Annotated in this window: 25 protein-coding genes; 8 read left to right on the forward strand and 17 right to left on the reverse strand. The window is 46.3% G+C overall.

Features of this window, described 5'->3' with window-relative positions; genetic code table 11:
* Positions 1-112 precede the first annotated feature (112 nt).
* Complete coding sequence (locus tag B147_RS0118735) at positions 113-544, reverse strand: DsrE family protein (protein ID WP_026259731.1); 432 nt, start codon at positions 542-544, stop codon at positions 113-115.
* Positions 545-817: 273 nt separating this feature from the next.
* Between B147_RS0118735 and msrB the strand changes: the two genes are divergently transcribed.
* Together msrB and B147_RS0118750 are read left to right on the forward strand one after the other, a co-directional pair.
* Positions 818-2,020: a peptide-methionine (R)-S-oxide reductase MsrB gene (msrB, locus tag B147_RS33575; protein WP_020588744.1), complete on the forward strand. Its 1,203-nt coding sequence runs from the start codon at positions 818-820 to the stop codon at positions 2,018-2,020.
* 296 nt (positions 2,021-2,316) lie between these two features.
* Positions 2,317-3,141, forward strand: a complete 825-nt coding sequence (locus B147_RS0118750) for an RNA methyltransferase (RefSeq protein ID WP_051085689.1) — start codon at positions 2,317-2,319, stop codon at positions 3,139-3,141.
* Between the two features lie 2 nt (positions 3,142-3,143).
* Here B147_RS0118750 and B147_RS28930 read toward each other — a convergent pair whose 3' ends face one another.
* From B147_RS28930 to B147_RS0118785, 7 genes are all read right to left on the reverse strand, one after another.
* Positions 3,144-3,422: a Kazal-type serine protease inhibitor family protein gene (locus tag B147_RS28930; RefSeq protein WP_020588746.1), complete on the reverse strand. Its 279-nt coding sequence runs from the start codon at positions 3,420-3,422 to the stop codon at positions 3,144-3,146.
* A gap of 13 nt (positions 3,423-3,435) precedes the next feature.
* Complete coding sequence (locus B147_RS0118760; protein WP_020588747.1) at positions 3,436-4,161, reverse strand: UPF0280 family protein; 726 nt, start codon at positions 4,159-4,161, stop codon at positions 3,436-3,438.
* A 22-nt stretch (positions 4,162-4,183) separates the two neighbouring features.
* Positions 4,184-5,350 carry a deoxyguanosinetriphosphate triphosphohydrolase family protein gene (locus tag B147_RS0118765; protein WP_020588748.1) on the reverse strand — a complete coding sequence of 389 codons (1,167 nt, stop codon included), beginning with the start codon at positions 5,348-5,350 and terminating at the stop codon, positions 4,184-4,186.
* Positions 5,351-5,354: 4 nt separating this feature from the next.
* On the reverse strand, positions 5,355-6,233 hold the full coding sequence (locus tag B147_RS0118770) for a P-loop NTPase (RefSeq protein WP_020588749.1): 879 nt from the start codon (positions 6,231-6,233) through the stop codon (positions 5,355-5,357).
* 62 nt (positions 6,234-6,295) lie between these two features.
* Positions 6,296-7,030: a LolA family protein gene (locus B147_RS0118775; RefSeq protein ID WP_020588750.1), complete on the reverse strand. Its 735-nt coding sequence runs from the start codon at positions 7,028-7,030 to the stop codon at positions 6,296-6,298.
* 65 nt (positions 7,031-7,095) lie between these two features.
* Positions 7,096-8,856 (reverse strand): tetratricopeptide repeat protein, encoded by a 1,761-nt coding sequence (locus B147_RS0118780; protein ID WP_020588751.1) that lies wholly within the window; start codon positions 8,854-8,856, stop codon positions 7,096-7,098.
* A 37-nt stretch (positions 8,857-8,893) separates the two neighbouring features.
* Positions 8,894-9,856, reverse strand: coding sequence for a sigma-70 family RNA polymerase sigma factor (locus B147_RS0118785; RefSeq protein ID WP_020588752.1), 963 nt, complete (start codon positions 9,854-9,856; stop codon positions 8,894-8,896).
* A gap of 233 nt (positions 9,857-10,089) precedes the next feature.
* Here B147_RS0118785 and B147_RS0118790 point away from each other — a divergent pair, with 233 nt between their 5' ends.
* From B147_RS0118790 to B147_RS0118800, 3 genes are read left to right on the forward strand one after another with little or no spacing between them, the layout of a single operon-like run.
* A complete protein-coding gene (locus B147_RS0118790; RefSeq protein WP_020588753.1) occupies positions 10,090-10,977 on the forward strand; it encodes a phosphoribosylaminoimidazolesuccinocarboxamide synthase in 888 nt (295 codons plus the stop codon).
* Positions 10,978-10,980: 3 nt separating this feature from the next.
* Positions 10,981-11,952 carry a ParB/RepB/Spo0J family partition protein gene (locus tag B147_RS0118795; RefSeq protein WP_020588754.1) on the forward strand — a complete coding sequence of 324 codons (972 nt, stop codon included), beginning with the start codon at positions 10,981-10,983 and terminating at the stop codon, positions 11,950-11,952.
* A complete protein-coding gene (locus B147_RS0118800; RefSeq protein WP_020588755.1) occupies positions 11,949-13,058 on the forward strand; it encodes an SPL family radical SAM protein in 1,110 nt (369 codons plus the stop codon). Before B147_RS0118795 ends, B147_RS0118800 begins: the two co-directional genes overlap by 4 nt.
* 174 nt (positions 13,059-13,232) lie before the next feature.
* Here B147_RS0118800 and B147_RS0118805 read toward each other — a convergent pair whose 3' ends face one another.
* From B147_RS0118805 to B147_RS31315, 8 genes are all read right to left on the reverse strand, one after another.
* On the reverse strand, positions 13,233-14,930 hold the full coding sequence (locus B147_RS0118805; protein ID WP_020588756.1) for an FAD-dependent oxidoreductase: 1,698 nt from the start codon (positions 14,928-14,930) through the stop codon (positions 13,233-13,235).
* Between the two features lie 337 nt (positions 14,931-15,267).
* Entirely contained in the window at positions 15,268-17,337 is a 2,070-nt protein-coding gene (gene fusA / locus B147_RS0118810) for an elongation factor G (RefSeq protein WP_020588757.1), read from the reverse strand.
* 166 nt (positions 17,338-17,503) lie between these two features.
* Positions 17,504-18,256: a TlyA family RNA methyltransferase gene (locus B147_RS0118815; protein WP_020588758.1), complete on the reverse strand. Its 753-nt coding sequence runs from the start codon at positions 18,254-18,256 to the stop codon at positions 17,504-17,506.
* The gene (gene dxs, locus B147_RS0118820) at positions 18,246-20,126 is read right to left on the reverse strand and encodes a 1-deoxy-D-xylulose-5-phosphate synthase (RefSeq protein WP_020588759.1); all 1,881 of its coding nucleotides are present in this window, start codon (positions 20,124-20,126) and stop codon (positions 18,246-18,248) included. Before dxs ends, B147_RS0118815 begins: the two co-directional genes overlap by 11 nt.
* A 1-nt stretch (position 20,127) precedes the next feature.
* Positions 20,128-21,069: a polyprenyl synthetase family protein gene (locus B147_RS0118825; RefSeq protein ID WP_020588760.1), complete on the reverse strand. Its 942-nt coding sequence runs from the start codon at positions 21,067-21,069 to the stop codon at positions 20,128-20,130.
* Positions 21,066-21,293 carry an exodeoxyribonuclease VII small subunit gene (gene xseB / locus B147_RS0118830; protein WP_020588761.1) on the reverse strand — a complete coding sequence of 76 codons (228 nt, stop codon included), beginning with the start codon at positions 21,291-21,293 and terminating at the stop codon, positions 21,066-21,068. Before xseB ends, B147_RS0118825 begins: the two co-directional genes overlap by 4 nt.
* Entirely contained in the window at positions 21,274-22,620 is a 1,347-nt protein-coding gene (xseA, locus tag B147_RS0118835) for an exodeoxyribonuclease VII large subunit (protein WP_020588762.1), read from the reverse strand. The genes xseB and xseA overlap by 20 nt, the downstream gene beginning before the upstream one ends.
* A gap of 199 nt (positions 22,621-22,819) precedes the next feature.
* A complete protein-coding gene (locus B147_RS31315; protein ID WP_342662127.1) occupies positions 22,820-23,098 on the reverse strand; it encodes a Druantia anti-phage system protein DruA in 279 nt (92 codons plus the stop codon).
* Here B147_RS31315 and B147_RS0118840 point away from each other — a divergent pair.
* From B147_RS0118840 to B147_RS0118850, 3 genes are all read left to right on the forward strand, one after another.
* Positions 23,000-23,449, forward strand: coding sequence for a YbaK/EbsC family protein (locus B147_RS0118840; RefSeq protein ID WP_083927937.1), 450 nt, complete (start codon positions 23,000-23,002; stop codon positions 23,447-23,449). The two genes, B147_RS31315 and B147_RS0118840, sit on opposite strands and share 99 nt — an antisense overlap.
* 374 nt (positions 23,450-23,823) lie before the next feature.
* Positions 23,824-24,303, forward strand: a complete 480-nt coding sequence (locus B147_RS0118845; protein ID WP_020588764.1) for a type VI secretion system amidase effector protein Tae4 — start codon at positions 23,824-23,826, stop codon at positions 24,301-24,303.
* On the forward strand, positions 24,300-24,533 hold the full coding sequence (locus tag B147_RS0118850) for a hypothetical protein (protein WP_020588765.1): 234 nt from the start codon (positions 24,300-24,302) through the stop codon (positions 24,531-24,533). Before B147_RS0118845 ends, B147_RS0118850 begins: the two co-directional genes overlap by 4 nt.
* Positions 24,534-24,692: 159 nt before the next feature.
* Here the strand turns inward: B147_RS0118850 and B147_RS0118855 are convergent, their stop codons facing one another.
* Positions 24,693-25,442, reverse strand: coding sequence for a hypothetical protein (locus B147_RS0118855; RefSeq protein WP_020588766.1), 750 nt, complete (start codon positions 25,440-25,442; stop codon positions 24,693-24,695).
* Between the last annotated feature and the right edge of the window lie 474 nt (positions 25,443-25,916).

The raw sequence follows: 25,916 nt of genomic DNA on the forward strand, positions 1-25,916 counted from the left end.
CCTATCCCATGGGTACCCCTATTCAATGGAGAAACTGTGTACTTTTCCATGATTTTTTCTGCAAAAGGCAGAATCAGAACATAGATTACTTAAACCGTGGCAATGCCCATCCTTAATAACTTAATATCTTAGTATCATCCCGAAGAAGTTTATCCGCTACCTGGGCAGGCTTGGCAATCGATACCCCATCTATCAAATCCGGAACACTTTTTTCTGAGTTCGCCAAATATATTGGGCACAGTTTTACATTGACATGGTTTCGGATCAGATTTTTCAGCATCATCTGAGGAGACTTATTCTGGGGTTTTAAAAACACCTCCGCAGAATCTTTGATAACCAATGAGCCGGCGCTCCCACACAAAAGAATATCCACAGTTGCCCCTTTTTTCATGGACTGGTCAGCCAGTACCATTGACATTAACTGTGTAACCGGATCATCCGTTGTTACGATAATTAGAAGATTTTTAGAGTTGTCGGAATCATACCCACATGAAGAAACAAAGAGCAGGCATACAAAAGATAATAACACAATAATTTTACGCATTTTTTGATCCTTTTTGAGCAGTTGAAAAAAATGTCCTGAAATTAACTTCGTTTCCCCAACATAATACATCTTCCTGCTCAGATGCAATTTTCTTTTTGATATGTAGTGTGGTTTCTTCTCTATTTACTGCGATAGTAATCCTGTCGCCAAGGGGTAAAAGCGCCATGGTTCAGTTTTGTGATAAACTTGTGATATTTGACCGATCTATTTGTGATCTTATCTTTCTAACATTAAGGGTAAGGAAAACCAAAACCCTTAGAAAGGAGATCTGCCATGAAACCCAAACTGGTTATTCTAACCCTTACCACCTTGATCATCGCCCTTGGATTCTATGCTTTTGCCGGCATGGAGGGGCAGATGAAAGACGATTCCATTGAACAAGAGAAGTCAAAAGACAGGATGGACGATATAAAAACCGAAATTGCCACCTTTGCCGGAGGCTGTTTCTGGTGCACGGAGGCGGACTTTGAAAAGGTCAAGGGCGTCCAAAAGGTGATTTCAGGATACACCGGCGGTCATAAAGCCTCTCCATCATATAAAGAGGTTTCCATGGGCGGCACAGGCCATACCGAGGCCATTCAGGTCTATTTCGACCCGGAGGTTGTGACCTATAAAGCGCTTCTGGATTATTTCTGGCGCCATATCGATCCCACGGATGCCGGCGGTCAGTTTGTGGACCGGGGAAACCAGTACCGATCTGAAATTTTTTATCACACCGACAGGCAAAAAATGGAGGCCACAGCTTCCAAAAAAGCCCTGGAAGCCGCCAAGGTTTTTAACCACCCTGTTGTTACCCGAATTTCGAAGTTTGAAATTTTCTATCCTGCCGAGGCGTACCATCAGGACTACTATAAAAAAAGCCCTCTTCGCTACAAGTACTACCGGTGGAATTCCGGTCGGGACCAGTTCCTCGAAGAGACTTGGAAAAACAAACACATGAAAAAAGATGGGATGAAACCGGTCCCCATGGATAAGGAGACGGATAAAAAAATGGATAAGAAGATGGACACCATAGAAAGCATGAAAGAGGACAAAATTTCCGTGTGGACTCGGCCCGCAGATGCCGACATCAAAAAAATGCTGACCCCCATGCAGTATAAAATTACCCAGCATGAAGGCACAGAGCCCCCCTTCCGGAACGAATTCTGGGACAATAAAAAAGAGGGGATTTACGTGGATATCGTATCCGGCGAACCCCTGTTCTCCTCAACGGACAAGTTCAAGTCAGGAACAGGTTGGCCCAGTTTCACCAGGCCCCTGGAATCTGCGCATATCGTTGAAAAGACAGACAGAAGCTTGTTCATGACCCGCACCGAGGTTAGAAGCAAGATTGCCGATTCCCATCTGGGCCATGTGTTTGACGATGGTCCGGCGCCCACGGGCCTTCGGTACTGCATCAATTCCGGGGCCTTGAAATTCATCCCCAAAGACAAACTGGCCCAGGAGGGATATGGAAAGTACACAAAACTCTTCTAACCTGGATCATTAGAAAGTCTTGCTATTCTAAGACATTACAAAGCCCGGCAGCCAACATGGCTGCCGGGCTCAATTTCAGATGCAAATATAAACATATGATATTTGAACACGGACAATTATTCATACTCCTGGCTTTGACTGAGGGCTAACCGGCATTATATGTTGACAATAAATCATGAAGCGTGATTATGTTTCACCACGCATATTGTGCTGTAACGCTTGCGGCAACCCGATCGTGGTAATATTGCGCAGTGCCCGGAACGGTTTTGGATGTAAAGGGAAAAAAGGAGAAAAGTGTGTCCCAGAAGGTGTGTATGGAAAACGTCGCCGTTGTGCTTCATGATACCCGGATTCCGGAAAATATTGGCGCTGCTGCAAGGGCTGCGGCAAACATGGGGGTAAGGCAGCTAATTTTGTCTGCCCCCAGGACTTTAGACATGGAACGTGTGCTGAAAGTGGCGACCCATTCAGCTGCCGGACTGGTGGAGAACATGACGGTCTGCAACACGCTTTCCGAGGCCCTCGGGGCCTTCAACTGGATTGTCGGAACCACTGCACGGCTTGGCGGTACACGCCGGGTGAATTCTTCACCGGCTGATCTTGCCTTAGAGCTGATTCCCATTTCATTAGAGAACCGGGTGGCCGTTCTTTTTGGACCCGAGGACCGGGGGCTGACCAATGAAGATTTGCAGCTATGCCATGACCTTGTGAATATCCCCACAGCCGGCTTTTCTTCCCTGAATCTGGCCCAGGCAGTCATGGTCATGTGCTATGAACTGTTCAAGGCGCGCACCCGGGCGCCTGAATTTCATGTCCCAAAGCTTGCCTGCCGGTATGAGCTGGAGAACATGTATGAAGAACTCAAAGATACCTTTGCCCGTATCCATTACGTCAATCATGAAAACCCGGAACACCGGCTGGACAAGGCCCGCAGTTTTTTAAGCCGCTACCGGCTCAGATCCCGGGAGGTCAGTATCATCCGGGGGCTGTGCCGGCAGGTGGCGCGGTATGGCCGCAAGAGTTACCAAGATGGCGTCGCTGCAGGTGCTGCCGGAGGACCGAAGATCCAAGAGACCTTGAGCCTGATGGATTTGCCGGACCGTAGAGACGTATCAAAATAAGGTTACTTACTGCAGGGCCCATGGGTGAAACCAACTACGTTTTTATTACTGCAGGCCGTACAGGGATTGCTGAATGTTTTGACGGTGCCGTCGGAAAAATGGCCGCACACAGGCCGGTACTCCTTGGTGCATATGTCGTGCCGGGGCTCTTTGCAAACAACCATGTTTTCATTTGGCCCTGACTGTTTCTTCTGGGCCGCATCCACGCATCCTGAACTTATGGAAACAATTACGAATGCAAATATGAACAGTGTAAGCGTGATATTGAATCGTCTTTTCATGATTTGTTCCTTTTCATAGTTTGACCAGTTCCAGAGCGCCCCACAAGCCGATCTGTTTACCTGAAATAATGACAATGCCCTGGACCCCGGCCATGCGTCGTCCGGCGGCAATGGCCTTTTCAATGTCTTTGGGCTTTTGGATCTGATTGCCAAGGGCTGTGGCCGCAGCATCGGCCAGGGCACAGCAATCGGCCAGCACGGATACGGCATCCGCCTTGCCGAAACTTTTGGAATGCCCCACGGTGCCCGAGGAGGTGCACATGGCAAAAGAAGCAGGGCGCCGGGCTACTTTAATACCGGTTTTCATGCTCAAGGGTGATGATCCGGCATAAATGGTGAATATGGTCTGGGTATTTGATTTTATAAAAATATCGCCGCCATTTTCCACCAGGACATTTGAAGACCATTGAAGCAGATCCCTTCCCACACTCTGGGCCACTGCGCCTGCTACGGCTGCCATGGGTCCGACACCGGCTGTTTTTGCCGCCAGGGACATTTCGGAAATGATTTTAGGCGCGATCCCCGGATCAGGCAACGGCGTGAGACTGTCGGCAAATCCTGGAAAGCGGGCGATATGATTTTCAATGTACTGGCGGTGGGTCAGAATGGACCGCACAGCTTGTTCACTGAGATCCGAATCGGCCTGGATATTAAGATTGGTCTCCTTTACGGTCACATTAAAGGCGACCAATCCCTGTTTTTGGTGGCAAACACGATATATTTTGCGGTTATCAAACATTGGCATTACATGTATTTCGGCTTTATATCCAGTCAATGGGGGCAGGGCGCAAATGTTCCGGTGCCTGGCGGATAAAATAGGAGTCGGTCATTCCGGCAATGAAATCCCGGGTAATTTCGGCATGGCTTTGTTTTTCATGATAGGTGTCATCCATGCCGTTGAGAAACTGAAAATAAATAACGGAAGCCCTGTTTTCTTTGGCCAGGTCGTTCATGTATCTGTCGAACAGACATTTAAAAATATCTTCAACGCTTGTCAGATGTTTTTTTATTAAAGGGTTTTTGTAAATAAATTGGTAATTGAACTGCTTTAATTCTTTCATGGCATCAGCCACCCCAGGGGAGAATCCGATGAAATCCCGGTCTAAGCTTGTGTTGATCAGATCCGTAACCAGGTTAAAGACAATGGTGCCCTGGGTGGCCCCTAAACATTCACTGCATCTGTCGGGGAGCTGGTCCCGGGTCACAATCCCCAGGCGGACAGCGTCCTCAAAATCCCTTCCGATATAGGATACGGTGTCTGCGATGCGGACCACGCACCCTTCCATGGTCATGGGCAGCACATCTTCCATGGTACCGGCCCGGATCTGACTGACAATTGTATCCAGGTCTGCAAATTTTCTTGGCGGTGCCGGAGTAAGTGCCCGGGCATGGGCTTCTCCGTTGTGGCAGACAATAGCGTCCAGGGTTTGAAGGGTCAGGTTCCAGCCTTTGCCGTTCCTTTCAATGACATCTAAAAACTGCATACTTTGAAGGTTGTGAAGGAAGCGTCCGGCCCCTGCGGATTCGGTAAGGCGGGATAAAAACTGTTCGCCGTCATGGCCAAAGGGGGTATGCCCGATATCGTGGCCCATGGCTGCCGCTTCAATAAGATCGGTGTTCAGTCCAAGATACCGGCCAATGGTTCTTGCTACCCGGGAAACCATCTGTACATGCAGTACCCGGTGGGTGAGATGATCATTGTTGATCAGAGAAAAAACTTGGGTTTTATCACTGTAACGGGTGTAGGCCAGAGAGTTGAGAATGCGGTCTGCATCCGCAGAAAAAGCAAGGCGGTATTCGGTGTCGGATTTGCTTTCCAAATACCGCCGGACAGCATTTTTGGAAAAACAGGCCCGGGCGCCAAGGATTTTGGTTTCCCTTTGTTCAAGGCGGGCTTTCAATGCCCGGGGTGTTTTTGCCGGATTCAATTAATCAGCCTTCAAATTGTTTGAGGATATTTTCCACTACCTTTTCAAATGCGTTTTTAAAAGGACCGTCTGCCTCATACGTCATTACAGGCACACCTTCATCGCCGGATTCTACGACGCGGGTGTCAAAGGGGATGGAACCCAGGAAATTTAAGCCTTGTGCCTTGGCGGTTTTTTCTCCGCCGCCGCTTTTAAAAAGATCAATATGCTTGTTGCAGTGGGGACAGGTAAATCCGGCCATGTTTTCAAGGATGCCAAGCGTTTCCATTTTTACAGTTTTACAAAATGAAATGGATTTGCGGATGTCCGCAAGGGCAACTTCCTGGGGCGTGGTCACGATGATGCCCCTGGCATCCGGAATGGTCTGTACAACAGTGAGGGGTTCATCGCCGGTACCCGGAGGCGCGTCGATGACCAGGTAATCCAGATCTCCCCAGGCAACGGAACCCACAAACTGCTTGATAATGCCGGTTTTGGCAGGGCCTCTCCATATAACGGCCTGGTCCTTGTCCTGCATTAACGCCTGGACACTGACCACCGAGAGATTTTTGTTGATCTGTTTGGGCAACAGCTGCTTGGTGTCGGGTGAAATATCCAAAAGCTCCGTCATATTGAACATCTGGGCAATGGAAGGTCCATGGACATCCACATCCATCAACCCGGTTTTATATCCTTTTTTGGAAAGGGTGATTGCAAGGTTTGCAGATACGGAGCTTTTGCCCACACCGCCTTTGCCGGACAGAACAAATATTTTGTTTTTAATTCTGGCCAAATTATCCTTGATCATTGCTTCCATTTCCATCTGCTGTTTTGCAGCGTCATTCTGGGGATTATGGGAACAACTGCTTGCTTTTTTAGCCTCATCAACATTTTTGTGAATCATGATTTATATTTATCTCCTTATGAGGTTTGGTAATAATAACACCGACTAAATTATGTTCATTTTCATGATCCTGTCAACCTGAATACGGATTCTTTTACAGGAATATTGGGCAAAAGATTTTTCAAGGAGATCGCCATGACCCTTTGCTCCCCGTCTTTTATGATAATACGCCCGGGAAGAATGAAATTATCGTGTTTGAAAAATTGGGAATACCATATTCCAAAAATGACATTCATTTTTTTGTCCAGCACCCGATACCTGGTGGTAATTTTATCTTCGTTGGTTAACCATTCCTGAATTTCTGAAGAAAATGATTGTGTGGCAAAGACAGTATCCGGCTTTTCAGGAAGAATCCAGGCTCTGTCAAAGGGACGTTCCGGCACCTTGCCAAGAAGAAGGCTGACCAGTTCAGATAACCGCAGCGGGATTTTGATATAAGGGTTTAGATCCGGATCTGTAGATACGGCTGAGTGGGGATCGTGAGCGCCGGTATGGGAAACAAATGTAACCCATTGGCCGGTGGAGGCAATGGTTTCAACAGGATGACCTAACATGAGCAGGGTCATGCGCAGGCGATTGGGTGATTGGGCAACCCATGCGATTTTATACGTTTCCTTGTGAAAGCCCCGGCTCAGGGTCAGTTCGCCTGTGCCTTTGGATGTGATAATCTGTGCATTGAACGCCTGTACGCGGTTTATGATATCTTCGGCATGGGGGTCTGTCTGCTTCCCGAATTGATGTTCAAGCAGGGCACAGCCCGGTCCTGTCAGCATGACAGTGAAAAGGAATACGGCCATTGTAACAAAGCTTGAACCCCAAAGACAGCGGTGTTTCCTATGCCGGGAGTATATATCAACTCTTGTCATTGCACGGGATTTTTTAAACTTTCAAGTTTTTCCTTGATGTCCCGGATTTCTTTTTCCTGATCCGGCCTGGCATTATCAAGGGCTTTTTTATACATGGCAACTGCTTTTTTCTGCTGTCCGGTTTTAAGGTAGGCCTCTGCCAGATGGGCGGCGATAACGGTTTCATAATCAGATAGCTCAACGGCTTTTTCAAGGTAGAAAACAGCCTTGTCATAGGCTTGTTTTTTAAAATAAACCCATCCCAGGCTGTCTGTGATATAACCGTCTTCAGGCCGGATCTTCAGGGCCCGCTGTAGCAGTTCCAGGGCTTGGTCAAGATGAATGCCCATTTCCGCATAGGTATATCCCAGGTAATTAAGGGCTGATGCATGTTTGGGATCCAGTCTGATAATGGTTTTCATGGTTTCAATGCTTTTCTGACGTTCTCCTGCCGTATCCAGGACCGCACCAAGTTTGAACAGCAACGCCGTATTTTTGGGGGCCTCTTTTAATGCCCGCTGCAACATGGTAACGGCAATGTCGTGACGGTTGTTCTCCTGGTAAAATGAAGCCAGGTAAGAGGTGATGTCAATGTCTGCCGGGCTTTGCCTGTGGTGTTGTTCCAGAAATCGAACGGCCTCTTCCATACGGTTCATGTCTTTATATAGAAACGCAATACTTAGAATTGTTTTTTTATACTGTGGGTGATCGGGCGTGACTTTAAGATAATACTCTATGGCCTTGTCCGGTCTTTTTAGTCCTTCATACGTCATTCCCAGAAAAAAATTGATATTGGCATTTCCGGGAAGTGCTTTTCTGACTTGGGACAATACTGTTGCCGCGTCCTGGTATCGATGCTCGGGTATCAGGTTCTGGGCAATATTTACCACCAGATCTGGGTTCTTTTGAATTTCCCGGCCAAGTGCAGCAAACATCTCATCAGCGTTTTCATAATCCTTGGTGTCATAATAGAACAGGCCAAGTTCTATCAGGGCCCTTTCATCTCCGGAGTCAAAATCAAGAATATCTTTGAGAACCGTTATAATTTCTGCCTTGTTTTCCTTTTCACCCAGGGCTTTATACACGTCTACCAGCCGGAACCGGGGTTCTAAAAGATCGGGTTCCAGTTCAAGGGTTTTAAGGTATGAATCCCTGGCCGCTGCAGGCTGGTTATTAATCCTTTGGGTCTCTCCCAGGTAGAAATAGGCAACATAATAGTCGGGAAATATGCTTGCCATACGGGAAAACAGATTCATGGCTTTAAGGGTCATACCCTCATCCATATATATTTTGCCCAGCCGTAAAAAAGTCTCTTTATCTTCGGGGGCCAACTGCAGTATCCGTTCCAGCAGATTGGCCATGTCCTTTTCATCACCTTTTTTCAACCGGGCAAGCAGGATCAGATTTTCCACATCATCCGGATATTTTTTTGCCAGATTTTGGGCAAGTTCCAAGGCCCGGGCTGATTTTTTTTGGTTCTGCAAAGAGATGATGTATTCGCGCTGCAGAAAACTGGAGTCCGGGTCCTTTATAATGGCTTTTTCCAACGCTTCTTGCGCCTGATCGGCTTCATTTTTACTCTCGTGGCGCCGGGCCGCAAGATAGTAGTAGGACGCCTGAAGATCAGTGTCTTTGCTTAAAGTAAGGTCTTGGACGGTCGTCTTTTTGCCGCCGGATTGTTCCAGGCCGGGAGACTGCGGTCCCCTGATACATCCGGAAACGGAAAAAAAGCTTAAAATTGAAACCAGGGCCAGGGTACACACTGTAAGGTGCTTCATGAACGGAATGCCTTTTTAAACAATAGGAATACGACCATTACTGGTCATGGTCATACATGTCAAAATCCGGCATATCCTTTTTAAAATATGCTTTCATTTTTTTTATGATGTTGTTTTCAATTTGCCGTACCCGTTCCCTTGAGATGTTGTAGACTTCACCTATTTCCTGCAGGGTTTGGGGGGAATCGGAAAAAATTCTGCGGTCAAAAATATCCAGTTCACGTTCGTTTAGGGTCTTTTTAAATTTATCTACCTTGGTGTACAGGATATCTTCAATCTCTTTTTTTGCCAGACGGTCTTCGGAGGAATCCGAATCGACATTAATAAATTCAATACGCTCGGTATTGGAATCATCTTTTAACGGTTCATCCAGGGAAAGATCCCAGTTGGCCAACCGCTGATCCATATCCACCACCTCTTTTTCAGATACGCCCAGACGTTCGGATAACAATTTGGGTTTGGGATCAAAGCCCTGCTCAATGAGCAGCTGTTTTTCTTTTTTTAATCTGAAAAAGAGCTTGCGTTGCCCCTGAGTGGTCCCAATTTTAACCATGCGCCAGTTGTCCATTATGAATTTGAGGATATATGCCTTGATCCAAAACGATGCATAATATGAAAATTTGACATTTTTATAGGGATCAAATTTCTTTACGGCCCGGACAAGACCGATATTGCCCTCCTGGATAAGATCAAGAAGGTTCTGCATCCAGATGCGTTGGAATTCCAACGCAATTTTCACCACCAGACGCAGGTTGGACGTGGTCATGATATAAGCGGCTTCCTGGTCGTTATCCTCCTGGATCCGCCGGCCCAGTTCTATTTCCTGTTCCCGGGTTAACAGTTTATATCGATTGATTTCATTAAGGTAACTTTGAATGGGATCTGATTTGACAAGGGCTTTAGAGGAACTGACCTTGGTTTTTCCTGCGGGTACCAAAAAGTCCTTCTTGGTCAGCTTTTTGGTAGCTGCGGGATTTTTTTGGTCAACTTTTTTTTCCATTTAGGAACCTTTAAATTGAATTAAATTAAACCTTACTATTATCACACTTCACCTGAAAACGATATAGTTGTAGATTACCACTTGGTTATATTAAAATGAGATTGCCCTGGCTTGACAGTTCTTGAAAAAAAAGTTTTCAACGTTATTTTATCGGCCTGATAGTAAAATTAACCATTGTGTGATAGATTTATCAACAAAATTCTTAAACCAAATTGTAAGGACAGGAGGAACGCTTGAGCATTATACCCGGAACAGAATATGAAGGCCTGCCGCTGATCAGACAAGGAAAGGTCAGGGACATTTTTGATACGGGCGATGCCCTGCTCATGGTAACAACCGACCGGCTTTCCGCGTTTGACGTGGTGCTGCCTGACGCCATTCCGGACAAGGGCAAGGTATTGAACCAGATTTCAGTGTTCTGGTTCAAACAGATGGAAAGCATCGTTAAAAATCATATTATCAGTACGGATGTAAATGATTATCCGGCGCAATTTCATAAATATAAATATAAACTTGAAGGCCGCAGCATGCTGGTAAAAAAGGCCGAACCCATGGCGGTGGAGTGTATTGTCAGGGGCTATATTTCGGGGTCGGGCTGGAAATCCTATCAATCCGAAGGCCATGTGTGCAATATCAAGTTGCCCCAGGGGCTTAAGGAGTCCGATAAACTTGAAACGCCTTTATTTACCCCGTCCACCAAAGCTGAAATCGGTGATCATGACATCAATATCGGCTTTGATGAGGCCGCAAACATTCTTGGCAAAGAGACCGCAGAAAAATTGCGTGACCTAAGCCTTGAAATTTATAACCGCGGCGCTGCCTTTGCCCTGGAAAAAGGCATTATTATAGCGGATACAAAATTTGAGTTTGGTCTGCTTGATGGTGAGATTATCCTTATTGATGAAATTCTGACCCCGGATTCATCCAGGTTCTGGCCCTTGGACGATTACACACCCGGCAGAGGGCAGAAAAGTTTTGACAAACAGACTGTCAGGGACTGGTTGACCAATTCAGGCTGGGGGAAAACCCCACCGGGTCCCAAACTGCCCCAGGAGGTCATTGACAATACCAGTAAAACCTACAAGGAAATTTTTACCCGGCTGACCGGAAAAACCATCTGATCAATGACAGCTACGACATTTACTGATATCCCGGTGTCTGAGATAGATCTTTCAGACACCGGGTTTCGCGTTACAGGGCCCAACTATGATATTGAACCTCTAAGGGCATCCATCTCCCAGTATGGCATCATGGTAGCGCCTCTGGTATTGTATGGCGAAAATAAATACAGTGTGGTGTCCGGATTCCGGCGGGTTGAAGCCGCCCGGCATGCCGGAGTGTCCCGGATAACCTGCCGTGTCATGCCTGCAGGAAAAAACTTAGATGCGGCTGTCGCCGCTGTCACCGAAAATGCATTTTCAAGGGAACTGACACCTGCGGAGCTTATTCGGGCCACAGCGCTTCTATTGCGTTTTATGGATGCCGAAGATATTTCAAAAAACGCCACATCTATCTTCAATCGGCCCATGAATACCGGATATATTGATACGTTGGCGCGAATCCATGACATGTCTGATTCTGCGCTCGATCTTTTGGATCAGAACAAAATATCCATTAAGGCGTGTAAAAATCTTGTGGCCGTGGATGCAGATACACAAACTGAATTTTTGCATCTTTTTTCCCTGATCAAAGTCTCCTCAGGCATTCAGATGGAAATCATTTCATGGGCAAAGGAGATATGCGCCCTTGAAAAAATAAGCCTGGCAAAGCTCATCCAGGAAAGCCCCTTGGGGGGCGATGGCCCGGAACAGGATTGCCACCGGGATATGAATGCCCTTGGAAAGCAGTTCAAGGCGTTTCTTGCCCAAAGACGTTTTCCTGTGCTGACAGCAGCTAAAGACAAGGCCCGGGAACGCATCAATAGGCTTGGACTGGATTCCGGGCTTCAACTTTCCGTGCCAGAGAATTTTGAGGGGATGGTTTATGCCATGCAAATGGAATTTAAAAATGTGGCTGAGTTTAAAGCACGCCTCTACCGCCTGAAGGAACTTGCAGAGCATCACGACTTTAAAAAGCTTGTGGACAACAAAATATGATTCGTCCAACCCGGGTATTCATAGACAAGGATTTGGATCTGACACCGGAAATTGAGTACCTGATTTCAAAAGTCAAACCAACACCAGAGAAGGTTGCAGACTCCAGGCCCGTATATGACCTGATCAACCAGGCAGAAGATCCTGTGGGATTTGCCAAAAAAGTGCTTTACATCACAACCAATAAGGGAGCCCTGATTCGTCAGTGCCCGGGTACCAGTTACTACACCTGCTGTGATTACACTATTTTGCACTGCGGCACCTTTTGTACCATGGAGTGCGCTTACTGCATCCTGCAGGCCTATTTTCATCCACCTGTACTCCAGTATTTTGCAGGCTTTGACCAGTACACGACCGCACTGGACCCGATTTTTCAAGGGGACACTATTTTGCGCATCGGCACCGGCGAGTACACTGATTCGTTGATCTGGGAACCTGTCAGCCTGATGCCCAGATTTCTGGTTGAAAAATTTGCAGCCCAGGACCGGGCCGTTCTTGAGCTGAAAACAAAAACCGTAAACATCGACACGCTTCTGGATTTGGAGCACAACCGAAAGACCATTCTGTCCTGGTCCGTAAATACTCCTGAGATGATTGCCTCCCAAGAGCGGGGCACAACTACGCTTGCCGCCCGGCTTAAAGCCGCAGCCAAAGCAGTGTCAAAGGGGTTTCGGGTTGCATTTCATTTTGATCCCATTTTTTTGTATCCTGGATGCGAAAATGCTTATGAAAAGGTGATTGAAGCAATATTTGACCATGTCAGACCCAAAGATGTCGTATGGATCTCCATTGGCACTTTCAGGTTCATGCCCCATTTAAAATCCATTATTGAAACACGGTTTCCCGATTCAACCATTCCTTATGGTGAATTCATCACCGGTCTTGACAATAAAATGCGTTATTTCAAGCCGTTACGCATCGCCATGTACCAGCGTCTTGCCGCCGTGTTCCGGCAGATTGCCCCCGGCGTTGCCGTCTATTTTTGTATGGAAGATGAAGAGGTGTGGATGAAAACCTTTGGGTTTTTCCCAGGAAAGCCCAAAGCGCTTGCCCATATGCTGGACCGGGCTGCGGTAGACCGTTGCGGGCTTAACTCCTGCCTGCTTTAGGCTTTTTTTGAAATAAAAAACCATAAAGATCATGAAGCACATGAAGAAAATATTCATTCATATGCTTCATGGTAAAATCATTTTACGACTCGAACGCCCTGATATCAACTGATTGGTTTATTATAAAGTCACCGTAAACACGTTCGGGTCCGGCAGTGCTCAATATTAATCGTTTTAGGAAAGAACAAACTTTTTATAGGGCCAGCACACCACACCGCCGTCCATATACTTTACGTTTTTGAATCCTGCGCCGGTCAGAATACGTTCGGCTTCGTAGCCGCGCAAAGAGATTTTACAAAACGCGATAATCTCCTTGTCCATTGGCAGTTCCAACAGGCAGTTTCTCAACTTACCCAGGGGGATCAGCTTAATCCTGGGATCTTCAATGCGCATCTGCTCGTACTCCTTAGGAGAACGCACATCAAGGAATATAAAATCATCACCGTTCTCTATTTTGGCCTGGACCTCCACAGGCGATAATGAGCTGCCGCGATCATAAAGTTTGTTTTCAGCAATATTTGCAGCCGTAATGATATTATCCATGGCCGGCGAAAAGGGTGGGGCGTAGGCCAGATCATATTGGGCAATGTCGGTTACTTTGGAGCCGGACGAAATATTGGCCACAGCGACTTCCATGCGTTTTGCTACATCGCCGGGTCCCACGATCTGGGCGCCTAAAAGCCTATGGGTGGCCTTATCCACCACCAGTTTAATGATAATAAGCTTGGCCTCGTTAAGGAAGTGGGGCTTGTCAGGGAAGGGGTTCAAAACGGTGATGCAGTCGTACCCCATCTCTTTGGCCTGTTTTTCGGTTAGGCCTGTTCTGGAAACATTGATACCAAAAACCCGACAGATGGCTGTACCGCACACCCCCTTGAATTCAGAAGGTATGCCGCAGACATTATCACCGATGATTCTGCCGTGTTTATTGGCTGTGGACCCCATGGGTGCAAAAATGGGTTTTCCTGTAACAACGGAAACATTTTCAACACAGTCTCCACCGGCATATATATTGGGGTCTGAGGTCCGCATGGAACTATCCACCCGGATGGCTCCGGTTTCACCAATTTCAAGGCCGGCCTGTTTTGCAAGCTGGGTATTGGGGGTTACGCCCACAGCGACCAACACCAGATCTGCGGGGTATTCCCCTTTGTCTGTGACAACGGATGTGACGTTGGAAAGGTCATTCCCTTTGATTTCCCGGACCGTTTCCAAAGTTTTCAGCACAACGCCGTTTCTTTTAAGTTCATTGTGCAGATGAAACACCATTTCATGGTCAAAAAGATTTCCCATGGCCTGATCTGCCATCTCAATCATGGTAATGTTCATCCCTTGGGCCTTCAAAGCTTCCGTGGCCTCAAGACCAATGAGTCCGGCACCAATGACCACGGCATTTTTTCCTTCCAGGGGGCCGCTTTCATCTCTGATGCCCTTTGCATCTTCGACAGTTTGAAGAAAATGAACACCGGTCAGATCAATGCCGGGAAACGGCGGTTTTTTGAACTGACTACCCACTGAAAGGACAAGGGTATCGTATTCATATTCAACAGCCTTGCCGGTTGAAAGATCAACGGCTTTAACAACTTTGTTTTCACGGTCAATGGATTCTGCCTGGGTATGGTTGTTTACATGAATATCTTTAACCATCTTAAAAAAATCAGGATCTCTGACTACGCCTGTGGGGGTGCTCATCAAGTCATCATCATTTTTCACCTGCCCGGAAACATAATAGGGCAGACCGCATCCTGCATAGGAAAGCAGTTCGCCTTTTTCAAGAATGGTTACTTCGGTATCAGGGTCGAGCCGTTTGATCCGGGACGCGGCTTTAGGACCACATGCAACGCCACCGATGACTAATACTTTTTTTTTCACTATTTAATACTCCCTTAATTGTCATATATAAGTTTAGGTACGCAAAGCAGCGCTCAAACCATTAAGGCAATAGGCTTTTCATAGTCTGTGCCTGTACATGATAAATTTTTAGTTGAAACAAAAAAACTGGGGCATCTATTGGAATTTATGGGATAAAAAAAATTCTTAAATTGGGAAAAGAATTCAATAATACAAGAATATGTAACGTTACAAAAACATTCGTAACGTTATTAGGTTGCGTATGGGTCATTTGAATTCGTAAACAAAAAGAAGCCGTTCGGATCATATATCCGAACGGCTTAATAGGCAGACAGTTAGCAGGCTCTAACTATACGTGTTAACCTTCTTTTTCAGCATTGACCTGGTCAATAATTTTTTTGGCCAGATCCGGCGGTACTTCATCATACAGCTCAAACTCCATGGTAAAGGTTCCGCGGCCACCGGTCATGGAGCCTAGATCCGGTGCATACCGAAGCATTTCAGACATGGGAACAAGTGCGTTGATAATCTGTTTGTCTCCTTCGGAATCCATGCCAAGTACCCGGCCGCGTCTGGAGTTCATATCACCCATGATATCACCTGTGGCGTCATCAGGTGCCTTGACCGATACCTTCATAATGGGTTCAAGTAAAACGGCATTGGCCTGGGCTGCAGCATTTTTAAACGCCAGGGATCCGGCTGTTTTAAATGCCATTTCCGAAGAATCAACAGCATGGTAGGAACCGAAATCCAGGGTGGTACGGAAATCCACACAAGGGAATCCAGCCAGAATACCTTTCTGCATGGCTTCCCGGATACCTGCCTCAACGGCAGGAATATAGTTTTTGGGAATCACGCCGCCCACGATTTTGTCCACGAACTCATAGCCGGAATTTTTGGGAAGAGGTTCAAGCTCGATCCAGCAGTCACCATACTGACCATGGCCACCGGACTGTTTTTTATGCTTGCCCTGAACCCGGACTTTTTTCTTGAAGGTTTCGCGATAAGCGACCTTGGGGGTGGCAATGTCCATGCCCACATTGAATTTGCGTTGGATTTTATCTGCCGTAACTTCGATATGAACAAGGCCGCGGCCGGAAAGAATGGTCTGGCGGGTTTCTTCCTCACGACGCAGGGTCAGGCCGGTATCTTCTTCAAGGATCTTACGCACGGCTTCATGGATTTTATCTTCGTCGCTTTTGGACTTGGGTGAAATGGCAAAGGAGATACAAGGGGGTAAGGGTGCCGGTGCCGGTATCTGAATGTTTTTGCCGCCGGTCAGGGTATCCCCTGTCAGGGTGCTTTTCAGTTTTGCCACAGCCACAATGGCACCGGGCAGTGCGCCGGTAATCTGTTTTTGTTCTTTGCCGGCAATTTCAAGAAGCTGTGAAAACCGCTCCTTGGTGTCCTTGGTCACATTAAGGACATTGCCTTCCTTGCCAAGTGTTCCGGAAATCACCCGGAAAAGGGAAAGTCTTCCCGCATAGGGGTCAACAATGGTGGCAAATACAAAGCCTGTGAATTCAGCATCGGGATCAGGTGCCACTTCCACATCGTTTCCATCAGCATCCTTGGCAATCCATGCGCCGCGGTCAAGGGGGGAGGGCATATAGTCATTGATAAAATCAAATACCACATCAACGCCGATCATCTTTGTGGCGGATGTGCAGATGGCCGGATAAAACTGGGCATCAAGAACGCCCTTTCTGAAAGCACCCTTAATCTCTTCTTCGGTCAGTTCTTCGCCTTCCAGATATTTTTCAAGCAGATCATCGTCAAGCTCTGCAATATTTTCAACGAATTCTTCCTTGTCAGTGGCAATTTCATCTGCCATATCCGCCGGGATGTCAATTCTTGTGGCCTTGCCGTCGGCGTCATACTCAAAGGCTTCGCCGGAAACAATATTTACAAGACCTTTAAACCCGTCCTCAGCGCCAATGGGATAGCATACGGGAATAATTTTCTTTTTCAAGGACGTATCACACGCGGCAACCGCAGTGTTAAAATCAGACCGTTCACGGTCAAGTTTGTTGATAATAACAAAACCGGGCAGGTTATATTCCAGGGCAGAAGCTGCTGCTTCCTCGGTCATGGCAGAAGGGCCGCCAACACCGTCAATGACAAAAGCCATACTGTCGGCTACAGGAAAACATGTTTTGGCAGCAGAAAAGAAATTTTGGTCCCCGGGGGTATCCATTAACGTAACGACATGTTTGTCATGCGTATATTTAATAAATGACGTGTTAATACTTTGCTGCTTCTTGGTTTCTTCGGGCTGGAAATCCATTACGGTATTTCCTTCTTCAACCCTGCCAAGGCGATTTGTTACCCCGGCTTTGAAAAGCATAGCCTCAGCAAGAGTTGTCTTGCCCGCACCTCCATGGCCCGCAAAAGCCACATTCCTCATGGATTTGATTTCTTCGCTCATTACGGCTCCTTTAGAATATTAATAACAGCCATGGGCTGAACTGGTATATCAACACCCGGACTCATCCCACAACAAAACATGAAAGTAACCAAACAATTTATTGGGACTTTCATATAAAATAACAATACTCTAATAATCAAAATGAAATAAAAATGACAGACTTATTTTATTTTTTTTGATAAACTAACGAAATTACGTATTCCTCATTGCCCTTGGCACCTAAAACCGGCGAAGTGACGGTTCCGTTCACCTGATAGCCTCGGTCCCGGAAGAAAAGAATGATGTCCTGCTTGACCTGGTTTCTGATTTGAGGGTCTTTTACGATGCCGCCTTTGCCTACATTTTCCTTTCCGGCCTCAAACTGCGGTTTAATAAGGGCCAGAATATTCGTGCCGGATCGCATGAACTTTTCCGCTGACGGGATAACGGTTTTCAAGGAGATAAACGAGGTGTCCGCCACCACCGCATCCACGGGTTGACCAATGGCCTCATAGGGGAGGTGGCGGATATTGGTTCGCTCTATGACCACCACCCGGTCATCCTGTCGAAGGGACCAGTCTATCTGCCCATAGCCCACATCCACGGCATACACTTTTTTGGCTCCGAATTTGAGCAGGCAGTCGGTAAATCCGCCTGTGGATGCGCCAATATCCAGACACACCGCATTCTGAACAGATACGGGGAAACTTTGAAGTGCTTTTTCAAGTTTAAGACCGCCCCGGCTGACATATGGGTGATCCGGGGCTTTGACCTCAAGCTGCGCACCCAGATTTACCTGGGTGCCGGGCTTATCTACCTTTATACCGTTTACCAAAACCTTCCCGGCCATGATCATGGCCTTGGCCCGTTCCCTTGAGCGTATCAACCCCCGGTCGACCAGGGTCTGGTCCAGGCGTTTTCTGGCGTTTTTATTTTTCACTGCACAACTTCAATCCTGCTGCCACAACTGCCTGGGCATCAATGCCGTAATCCTTTCGAAGCTCCTTCTGACTGCCGTGTTCAACAAATTGATCTTTAATCCCCACTCGGCTCACGCGACACCCTGAAAGCCCGTTGTCACAGATCAATTCAAGGACGGCTGATCCAAAACCGCCTGCCAGCACATGTTCTTCAATGGTCACCACATTCTTGATCTTTTCGGCAAGATCAAGAATCAGGTTGGCATCCAATGGCTTTACAAACCGGGCATTGACCACGGTACTTTCAATGCCCTGGGCGGATAATTGCTCTGCGGCATCCATGGCATCATTTACGCAACGGCCGATACCGATAATCAAAAGGTCGTCACCTGTGCGAAGCACCTTTGCTTTTCCAATCTCAATGGCCCCGGCATTGTAATCAATCTTGACGCCCTGGCCCGCACCCCTGGGATAACGCAGGGCTATGGGGCCCTGGTGGGCCACAGCGGTTTGCATCATCCGCACCAGTTCATTTTCATTCATAGGGGCCATAACGGTCATATTGGGTATGGACCGAAGATAGGAAAAATCAAACAGCCCGTGGTGGGTGGGTCCGTCTTCACCCACAATGCCGCCACGGTCCAGGGCAAAAATTACGGGATGGCTGTCAATGCAGACATCATGAAGGATCTGGTCATAGCCGCGTTGCAAAAAGGAAGAATAGATGGCCACCACGGGTTTTGCCCCTTTGGCGGCAAGACCCGCGGCAAAGGTCACGGCATGCTGTTCGGCAATGCCTGCGTCAATAAACCTGTCGGGAAACTGTTCGGCAAAAGGACCTAATCCCGTACCTTCGGGCATGGCTGCCGTTACCGCCACAATACACTTGTTTTGTTTTGCAAGCTCAATCATACAATTGCCGAACACCGACGTATATGAGGGAGGGGCACTTTTAGACGACGCCGGGCATTTTCCGGTATCCACGGAAAATTTACCCACGCCGTGAAAATAGACCGGATTCTTTTCAGCCGGTTTATACCCTTTGCCCTTTTTCGTGGTCACATGCAAGAGCACCGGAGAATCAGGATCTTTAATATTAGACAGAATATCAATGAGATGATCCAGATTATGGCCGTCAATGGGGCCGAAATAATCAAAATTAAATGCTTCAAACAGCATGCCCGGGGTCACAAAGGTCTTAAACGACTCTTCCCACCTTTTGGCCCATCCGTACATGTCATCACCAATCTTGGGAACGGACTTTAAAAACTGGCCAAACTGATTACGCATGTTCTGCAGGGCCTTGTGTGAAAAGGTCCGGGACAGGTAGGAAGACAAAGCGCCCACATTGGCGGAGATGGACATATCGTTGTCATTTAATATAACGATGTATTTCTGCTGAAGATCACCTGAATGGTTCAACCCTTCATAGGCAAGGCCTGCGGTCATGGAACCGTCACCGATGATTGAGACCACATTGGACTTGTCCTTCTTGAGCGCCTTGGCATAGCACATGCCAAGCCCTGCAGAAATTGACGTGGAGGCGTGCCCCACGGTCAACGCGTCATAGGGACTTTCCTTGATTTTAACGAACCCTGAAAGGCCCTTATATTTTCGAAGGGTGTCAAAATTTCGGTGGCGTCCGGTTAAAAGTTTGTGTGCGTAGGATTGATGGCCCACATCCCAGATCAAGGTATCCTTGGGTAGATCAAATACGTAGTGCAGGGCAATGGTCAGTTCTACGACACCTAAACTGGATGCCAGGTGTCCACCGTTTTTTGATACCACATCAATAATTCTGCCCCGGATCTCCCGGGCAACAGCACTGAGTTCGTCCCTTGGAATCCGTTTTAGATCATCAGGGCCGTTTATTTGGTCAAGATATTTCAATTCATCGGTTCCTATTGATAATGTAACCGGCAATGGCGCGCAACGGCTCGCTTTTTTCCTTAAATTCCTTTTCCTTGTAACCGTCTAAAGCCTCCAGGGCATGGGCCACAAGCTGTTTTGAAAAATCCTTTGATCCTTCCAGGCCCAAAATGGCAGGAAAGGTCATTTTGTCGTGCAGGGCATCGGTACCCACAGCCTTGCCCATGACTTTGGGGTCGCCTTCCACATTCAGGATGTCATCCATGACCTGGAAGGCCAGCCCTATATTTTGGGCGTATGTGCCTAACGCGTTTAAAGCTTCTGGATCGGCACCGGCACTGATGGCCCCGGCCGCAACACTGACCTCTATCATGGCCCCGGTTTTATGCCGGTGGATCTTTTTTAGATGGGCCAGCGCTTCAGATTTGTCTGACGGTAAATCCTCGGGGTTCTTTTCTGCCTGCATATCAAGCATCTGGCCTTCCACCATGCCGTTAATACCGGCTGCCGCAGATATTTTTTCAATCAGAATCAATCGGGATTCGGCACCGGGGAAAACCTTAAAACAGGACCCGGGCGCGGCAAGGATATGAAAGGCATGGGTTAAAAGCCCGTCTCCGGCCAGAATGGCAGTGGCTTCGGAAAATTGTTTGTGGCAGGTGGGAACGCCTCTGCGCAGATCATCATCATCCATTCCCGGCAGATCATCATGAATCAGGGAATAGGTATGAATCATTTCAATGGCACAGGAAGCGGGCAGGGCGATAAGGGGATCTGCGCCCAAAGCTTGAGCTGTTGCCAGGGCCAGGGCTGGGCGTACCCGTTTGCCCCCGGCCATCAAAGAGTGGGTCATGGCCTGGACAAGCTCGCGCTGTGAATCCAGTTCATGAAAAACATTTATTAAGGCCTCATCAACCAGTTTTCGGTTCCGGGACAAATATCCGGAAAGGTCAAAAGTGCTCATTGCTCTTCCTTAAAATCTGATACATCGGGTTTGCCATCGGCATTTAATGTCAATTGGGTAATTTTCTGCTCGGTTTTATCTAAAATATCAAGGCAGAAACGGGTATTGGCAATCCCATCTTCATATTTTTTGACTGCTTTTTCCAATGTCAAATCACCGGATTCCATCTCTTTGACAATGGTTTCAAGCTGTTTTAGCGCTGATTCAAATGTTTTCTTTGCCATATGTTTTTACCACCCGGGCATCCAGGCGTCCTTTAGATAAAATTATTTCAATGTCATCGTTTGTATTAAGCGTATCAGCATCCATCACAACATGACCGCTTACTCGGCTACGGGTGATGCTGTAACCGCGCCTTAATACCCCGGATGGATTTAATGTCTCAAGTTGGCCATGTTGTTTATTTACCTGGTCTTTGCATTGTTTCAGGTAAGCATAAAAAAGGTAATCCAGATTTGCCTGAAGATCCATAACTTCCTTACTAAAAGTCTGAATGCAGGGCAGGGTGCCTGAAAGCGTTCTGTTAAGCCATTGGATTCTCTCACGCTGGTAGTTAATACGATTTGCAACCAAAGAAAAAATTCTGGATTGCAGATCCTCGATGCGGAACCTGAAATCATCTACAACCCTGGCCGGGCTTTTAAGCCGGCTGCGTAAATTGCTTGTATATTCCCGCAGTTGAAGGATACGACGCTTAATTTTATTGTTTAATTCATTTTGCAATCCAAGGATTTGATGAACAATGGCAGCCTGGTCAGGCAAGGCCATCTGGGCTGCAGCCGATGGGGTCGGGGCCCGAAGATCGGCGACAAAGTCGGCAATGGTGAAATCGATTTCATGGCCAACGCCTGAAATAACGGGGATCTCAGATTCAAAAACCGCCGTGGCCACGGTTTGGGTGTTAAATGCCCATAAATCTTCGAGGGCCCCGCCGCCCCTGGCAATAATAATGAGATCACAGGTTTTAACCGTGTTGGCCAGTTCAATGGCTTGGGCGATCTCAAATTCTGCGGTGTCTCCTTGTACCTTGACAGGAATGATTTCAAGGGGAACGCTTGGACAGCGTTGTTTGGCCACCTGAATAATGTCTCGAACCGCAGCGCCTGTGCCCGAGGTGATCACATGGATGCCTGACGGCAAAAAAGGGATCTCTTTTTTGTGGGCCGTATCAAACCAGCCCATGCCGGCCAGTTTGGCTTTAAGCTGTTCAAAGGCCTGTTGAAGCGCGCCTGTGCCTTCGGGTTCCATATGTTCAAAAATGAGTTGGTAAGATCCCCGGGGCTCGTAAAGGGACAGACGGGCCATCCCTTTGACTTTCAAACCGTTTTCAGGGGTGAATTTTAAATGGCGTTTCTGCCCTTTAAAAATAACACAGGAAATTACGGCAGCTTCATCTTTTAATGAAAAATATGAATGACCTGACGCAGGCGTTGAAAAATTTGAGATCTCACCTATGATCCACAAAAAAGGATACTGGTCTTCAAGCAGATTTTTTATCTGCCTTGTTAACGTGCCTACGGTGTAAACCTTATGATTATCCTGTGGTGTCATTCCTTATCCTGAGCTTATGCGCAAAGTCAGTACTTATAAAATAAATCATTTATAAAAGTCAATAAGCGCACAACCACCCAAATCCACCGCCTATTTTTTTATGCACTTGCCGGTGTGCAATTCCGGCCTTTTTTCTGCTTGCCGACCCTTTATTTAGGCAAGCAAAACAAATTATCGTAAATATTAGGGTTGGTCATTTTTAGGTTGATTTGAGTAAAGTTATAAAATTTTTTGATTGAATCCACGGCAAAATAAGGAACCTGGCGTTATTCACAATTAGATGCAAATTTGCCTTTCTTTGATCATGAGTCCATCCAATAAACTGATCTCTTGGTGCGGTTTGCCATGCCCCTGCTCCAAACCCTGCCAGAGCAACGATTTGTTCGCCGGCAGTAATGAAATTCCGTATACCGTCCATACTCATCCCAAGGTCTGCACCATTGACGATGCAGAGCGGCTGGTCCCTCATCTCACCCATAACTTGATTAAAACCGTGGTCTTTCGAATCAAAGATTCCCATTGGATTCTCGCCGCTGTCAACGGCCATGCACGGATCAATTACAAACTTTTAGCCCGGGCCTTCGGTGTCAACCGCAAATTGATCCGGGCCGTATCCCCGGACACTGTGGAAGAGCAACTGGGGTTTGAAATCGGCGGAACCGGCCCTTTCCCCATTATGGACACCGTCAAGATCGTCGTGGATGAATCCCTGTCAGGTGTTGGCTCTATTTTTTGCGGTTCCGGAAATAACACGGTAACCATTGAAATGGACATCACCGATCTGATCCGCCTGATCTCTCCGATCATTACAAAAATTACCAAAGATTGATCGCTTCAGCCAAAAAGACCATTGTATTGAGAACATACGGATAGTATTGATATACCGTTCAGGATAACAATGTCGAAATCGCTTTCATCAAACTATCGTCTAAGACTCAATAAAGAGGTGTGTCATATTGTTTTAAAAAAGCACTGAGCCTTTCTTTTGCTATTTATTACCTTTCTGAAATCAATAGGAACGATTGATCATGCCATCATCCCTCGGTCTTGTTTTCCTCAATAGGTTCATTCAAGCTTTTTATTTACATCCGGTTGCTTGGCTGCTATTAAGTGTCCTGGTTTCATTTTTTATAGTAGGATAACATTGCAAACTCGGGCTTTAACGGAATAAAATCAAATGATTACTTGTTAGGCTTTATTTCAATGATACTTTTCCAAAAACTATGGAAAAATCATCCCACTATTAGTGGTGAAGACGATCTTCTCGATCATTCAGCATACCCAAATCAATGTGCGGTTAAAATGCATGCATGTCTCGAACGATCAGGCATTAGTTTAAAATCATTTCGTGGTGTTCGTTCATGGCAAAAAGAAAAACCAAGGTATGCTATCCGCGCTCAAGAACTTGCAAATTGGTTAGCCAGACCAGGAATACTTCCTGGCATACGAGTCAACAAGTTTGGAGGGAAAGAAGTATTTGAAAAAATTAATAACAAAAAAGGGATTATCTTCTTCCAAAATTACTGGGGACCGGGACATCAGGGCGATCATATTGATCTTTGGAATGGTAGTCGGTTAACAGATTGGAAATCATGGGCAAGAATCCATCTATATATTTCATGGGAAGGAATATGGTCTGACTATAGAAATTCGGACGCAGTCTGGTTCTGGGAGGTCCTATGAGACGACTGCTATTGGTACTTGCGGGCTCATTCCTTCTTGGGTTGATTACCTATTTTCTCCTCGGTTTTGTGGCTGATTGGTATGGGCAAAAGCACATTCAAAGTGATGAGGATATTAGCAATATCTATCTTATTTTTTTGGGCGTATTATTCATGTCGATTATAATCGGTGCTATAGCAGGGAATTTTATACACAAAAGCCTAACAAAACGCTCCAGTGGACGCCCCTAACGTCGCGCTACTGAGCGATGCGTTATAATCAAAAGAGAATGAAAATACCTTCATTATATGAGAAAACACATTGGTTCTTATTTAATTTTTTTAGCTGGACGAATCACCAAAAGTCAAGGGCAGCCCCTATTCATTTAATATAGCCATAAAAATTAAATACTACTCACCATGCCTTTTTTCGAGAATCAATAATCCTTTATATACGGTTTGAACAGAATCGGACATACAGCCTTTATCGCTGTTTAAAAAATCATTTAAATACAGTCTGCATTCAACATAACTTTTAGTGAGCATTTTTCCGAATTTATTTAATTCCTTCATATTTGTTAAAACTTTCAATCCTTTTTCTGTCAGGATTATATTCAGTATATCCCTTTTTACATCACTCACATAACGGTCATATGCCTCAATGTAGGGTCTCCCAATCACAATCCTGGACTCCGACTCATTGCCTACCTTAAACCCGGCCTCGTCTTCTTTCCACTCGTATGTTGTGCGGGCTTCACCGTCCCCTATACATTTTTCACACCAGTTAGAGTACGCAGCAATAAAGTCCACATAAAATCGCTTGTATATCAGGTCTTTTTTGATTGAATTATACTTCCCGTTAAGAAGAGCATCTACAATCCGCTTGTAATCCTCGGCAGAAGGCATTGTAAAAACAGGGGGATTTTTTTCCTTCATCTTCTGGCGGTGATAGTATGAAACAGCAGTATTCAGTTCAGGTCCGGGGCCTACACAATATTTTTCCAAATCACGGTTATCCGAGGTATTCCCGCAGCCTATACATGTATTAACAGTAGAGGGATAAAAGACATCCGGCTTGCTTTCTCTTGTTTTAAGGAGTTCCCCGAAATCATTTATATAAACTGCCAGTTCTTCATCAGGCAGTTTCCCCCCCGAAAGCAAACTTTTCTGTAATGCACTGGCAATATGATGATTTCAAATAATCCCTGTCATCATCACGGTTGGTTTTATAATTCATACAGGCATCATACAGGGGCCTTGCTTTTTCGTATTCCGGGTTGTTCATAAAATCCAGCATTTTTTTTGACCTGTGAAGAGACGCCATTTTTTTTTCTAATTCATCATATATCTTTTTCCAGTAGTGTCCGGTTAGTTTTTTGCATGTAAAAAACAGCTAAATTTATTGAAAAAACAGTCATTTTTTTGTTGACAAATGTGCGTAAAAATTTTTGCGCGCCTTGAAAAATTTTACTCAAGGAGCCAAAATGACGCACATTTCAGTCCTCAAAAAGCGAATACAGTCCCTGAATTTTGACAAGTTCCAGCGCCCTCTGGTAAGGTCGCTTTCACAAGCACCTGAACTACAATCTCGAGGAGATCGACCTTTAAAGATGACATTCGAAGACCAAATCAATG

Source organism: Desulfobacter curvatus DSM 3379 (assembly GCF_000373985.1).
GTDB lineage: Bacteria > Desulfobacterota > Desulfobacteria > Desulfobacterales > Desulfobacteraceae > Desulfobacter > Desulfobacter curvatus.

Bases quoted from the DNA above. Each gene is read 5' to 3' on its own strand.
- B147_RS0118795 (WP_020588754.1), top strand. From the start codon at position 10,981: ATGACAGCTACGACATTTACTGATATCCCGGTGTCTGAGATAGATCTT.
- B147_RS0118845 (WP_020588764.1), top strand. From the start codon at position 23,824: ATGATACTTTTCCAAAAACTATGGAAAAATCATCCCACTATTAGTGGT.
- B147_RS28930 (WP_020588746.1), bottom strand. From the start codon at position 3,422: ATGAAAAGACGATTCAATATCACGCTTACACTGTTCATATTTGCATTC.
- xseB (WP_020588761.1), bottom strand. From the start codon at position 21,293: ATGGCAAAGAAAACATTTGAATCAGCGCTAAAACAGCTTGAAACCATT.
- B147_RS0118785 (WP_020588752.1), bottom strand. From the start codon at position 9,856: ATGGAAAAAAAAGTTGACCAAAAAAATCCCGCAGCTACCAAAAAGCTG.
- fusA (WP_020588757.1), bottom strand. From the start codon at position 17,337: ATGAGCGAAGAAATCAAATCCATGAGGAATGTGGCTTTTGCGGGCCAT.
- B147_RS0118825 (WP_020588760.1), bottom strand. From the start codon at position 21,069: ATGAGCACTTTTGACCTTTCCGGATATTTGTCCCGGAACCGAAAACTG.
- B147_RS31315 (WP_342662127.1), bottom strand. From the start codon at position 23,098: ATGGGTGAGATGAGGGACCAGCCGCTCTGCATCGTCAATGGTGCAGAC.
- B147_RS0118760 (WP_020588747.1), bottom strand. From the start codon at position 4,161: ATGTTTGATAACCGCAAAATATATCGTGTTTGCCACCAAAAACAGGGA.
- B147_RS0118850 (WP_020588765.1), top strand. From the start codon at position 24,300: ATGAGACGACTGCTATTGGTACTTGCGGGCTCATTCCTTCTTGGGTTG.
- B147_RS0118770 (WP_020588749.1), bottom strand. From the start codon at position 6,233: ATGATTCACAAAAATGTTGATGAGGCTAAAAAAGCAAGCAGTTGTTCC.
- B147_RS0118775 (WP_020588750.1), bottom strand. From the start codon at position 7,030: ATGGCCGTATTCCTTTTCACTGTCATGCTGACAGGACCGGGCTGTGCC.
- B147_RS0118780 (WP_020588751.1), bottom strand. From the start codon at position 8,856: ATGAAGCACCTTACAGTGTGTACCCTGGCCCTGGTTTCAATTTTAAGC.
- B147_RS0118735 (WP_026259731.1), bottom strand. From the start codon at position 544: ATGCGTAAAATTATTGTGTTATTATCTTTTGTATGCCTGCTCTTTGTT.
- msrB (WP_020588744.1), top strand. From the start codon at position 818: ATGAAACCCAAACTGGTTATTCTAACCCTTACCACCTTGATCATCGCC.
- B147_RS0118800 (WP_020588755.1), top strand. From the start codon at position 11,949: ATGATTCGTCCAACCCGGGTATTCATAGACAAGGATTTGGATCTGACA.
- xseA (WP_020588762.1), bottom strand. From the start codon at position 22,620: ATGACACCACAGGATAATCATAAGGTTTACACCGTAGGCACGTTAACA.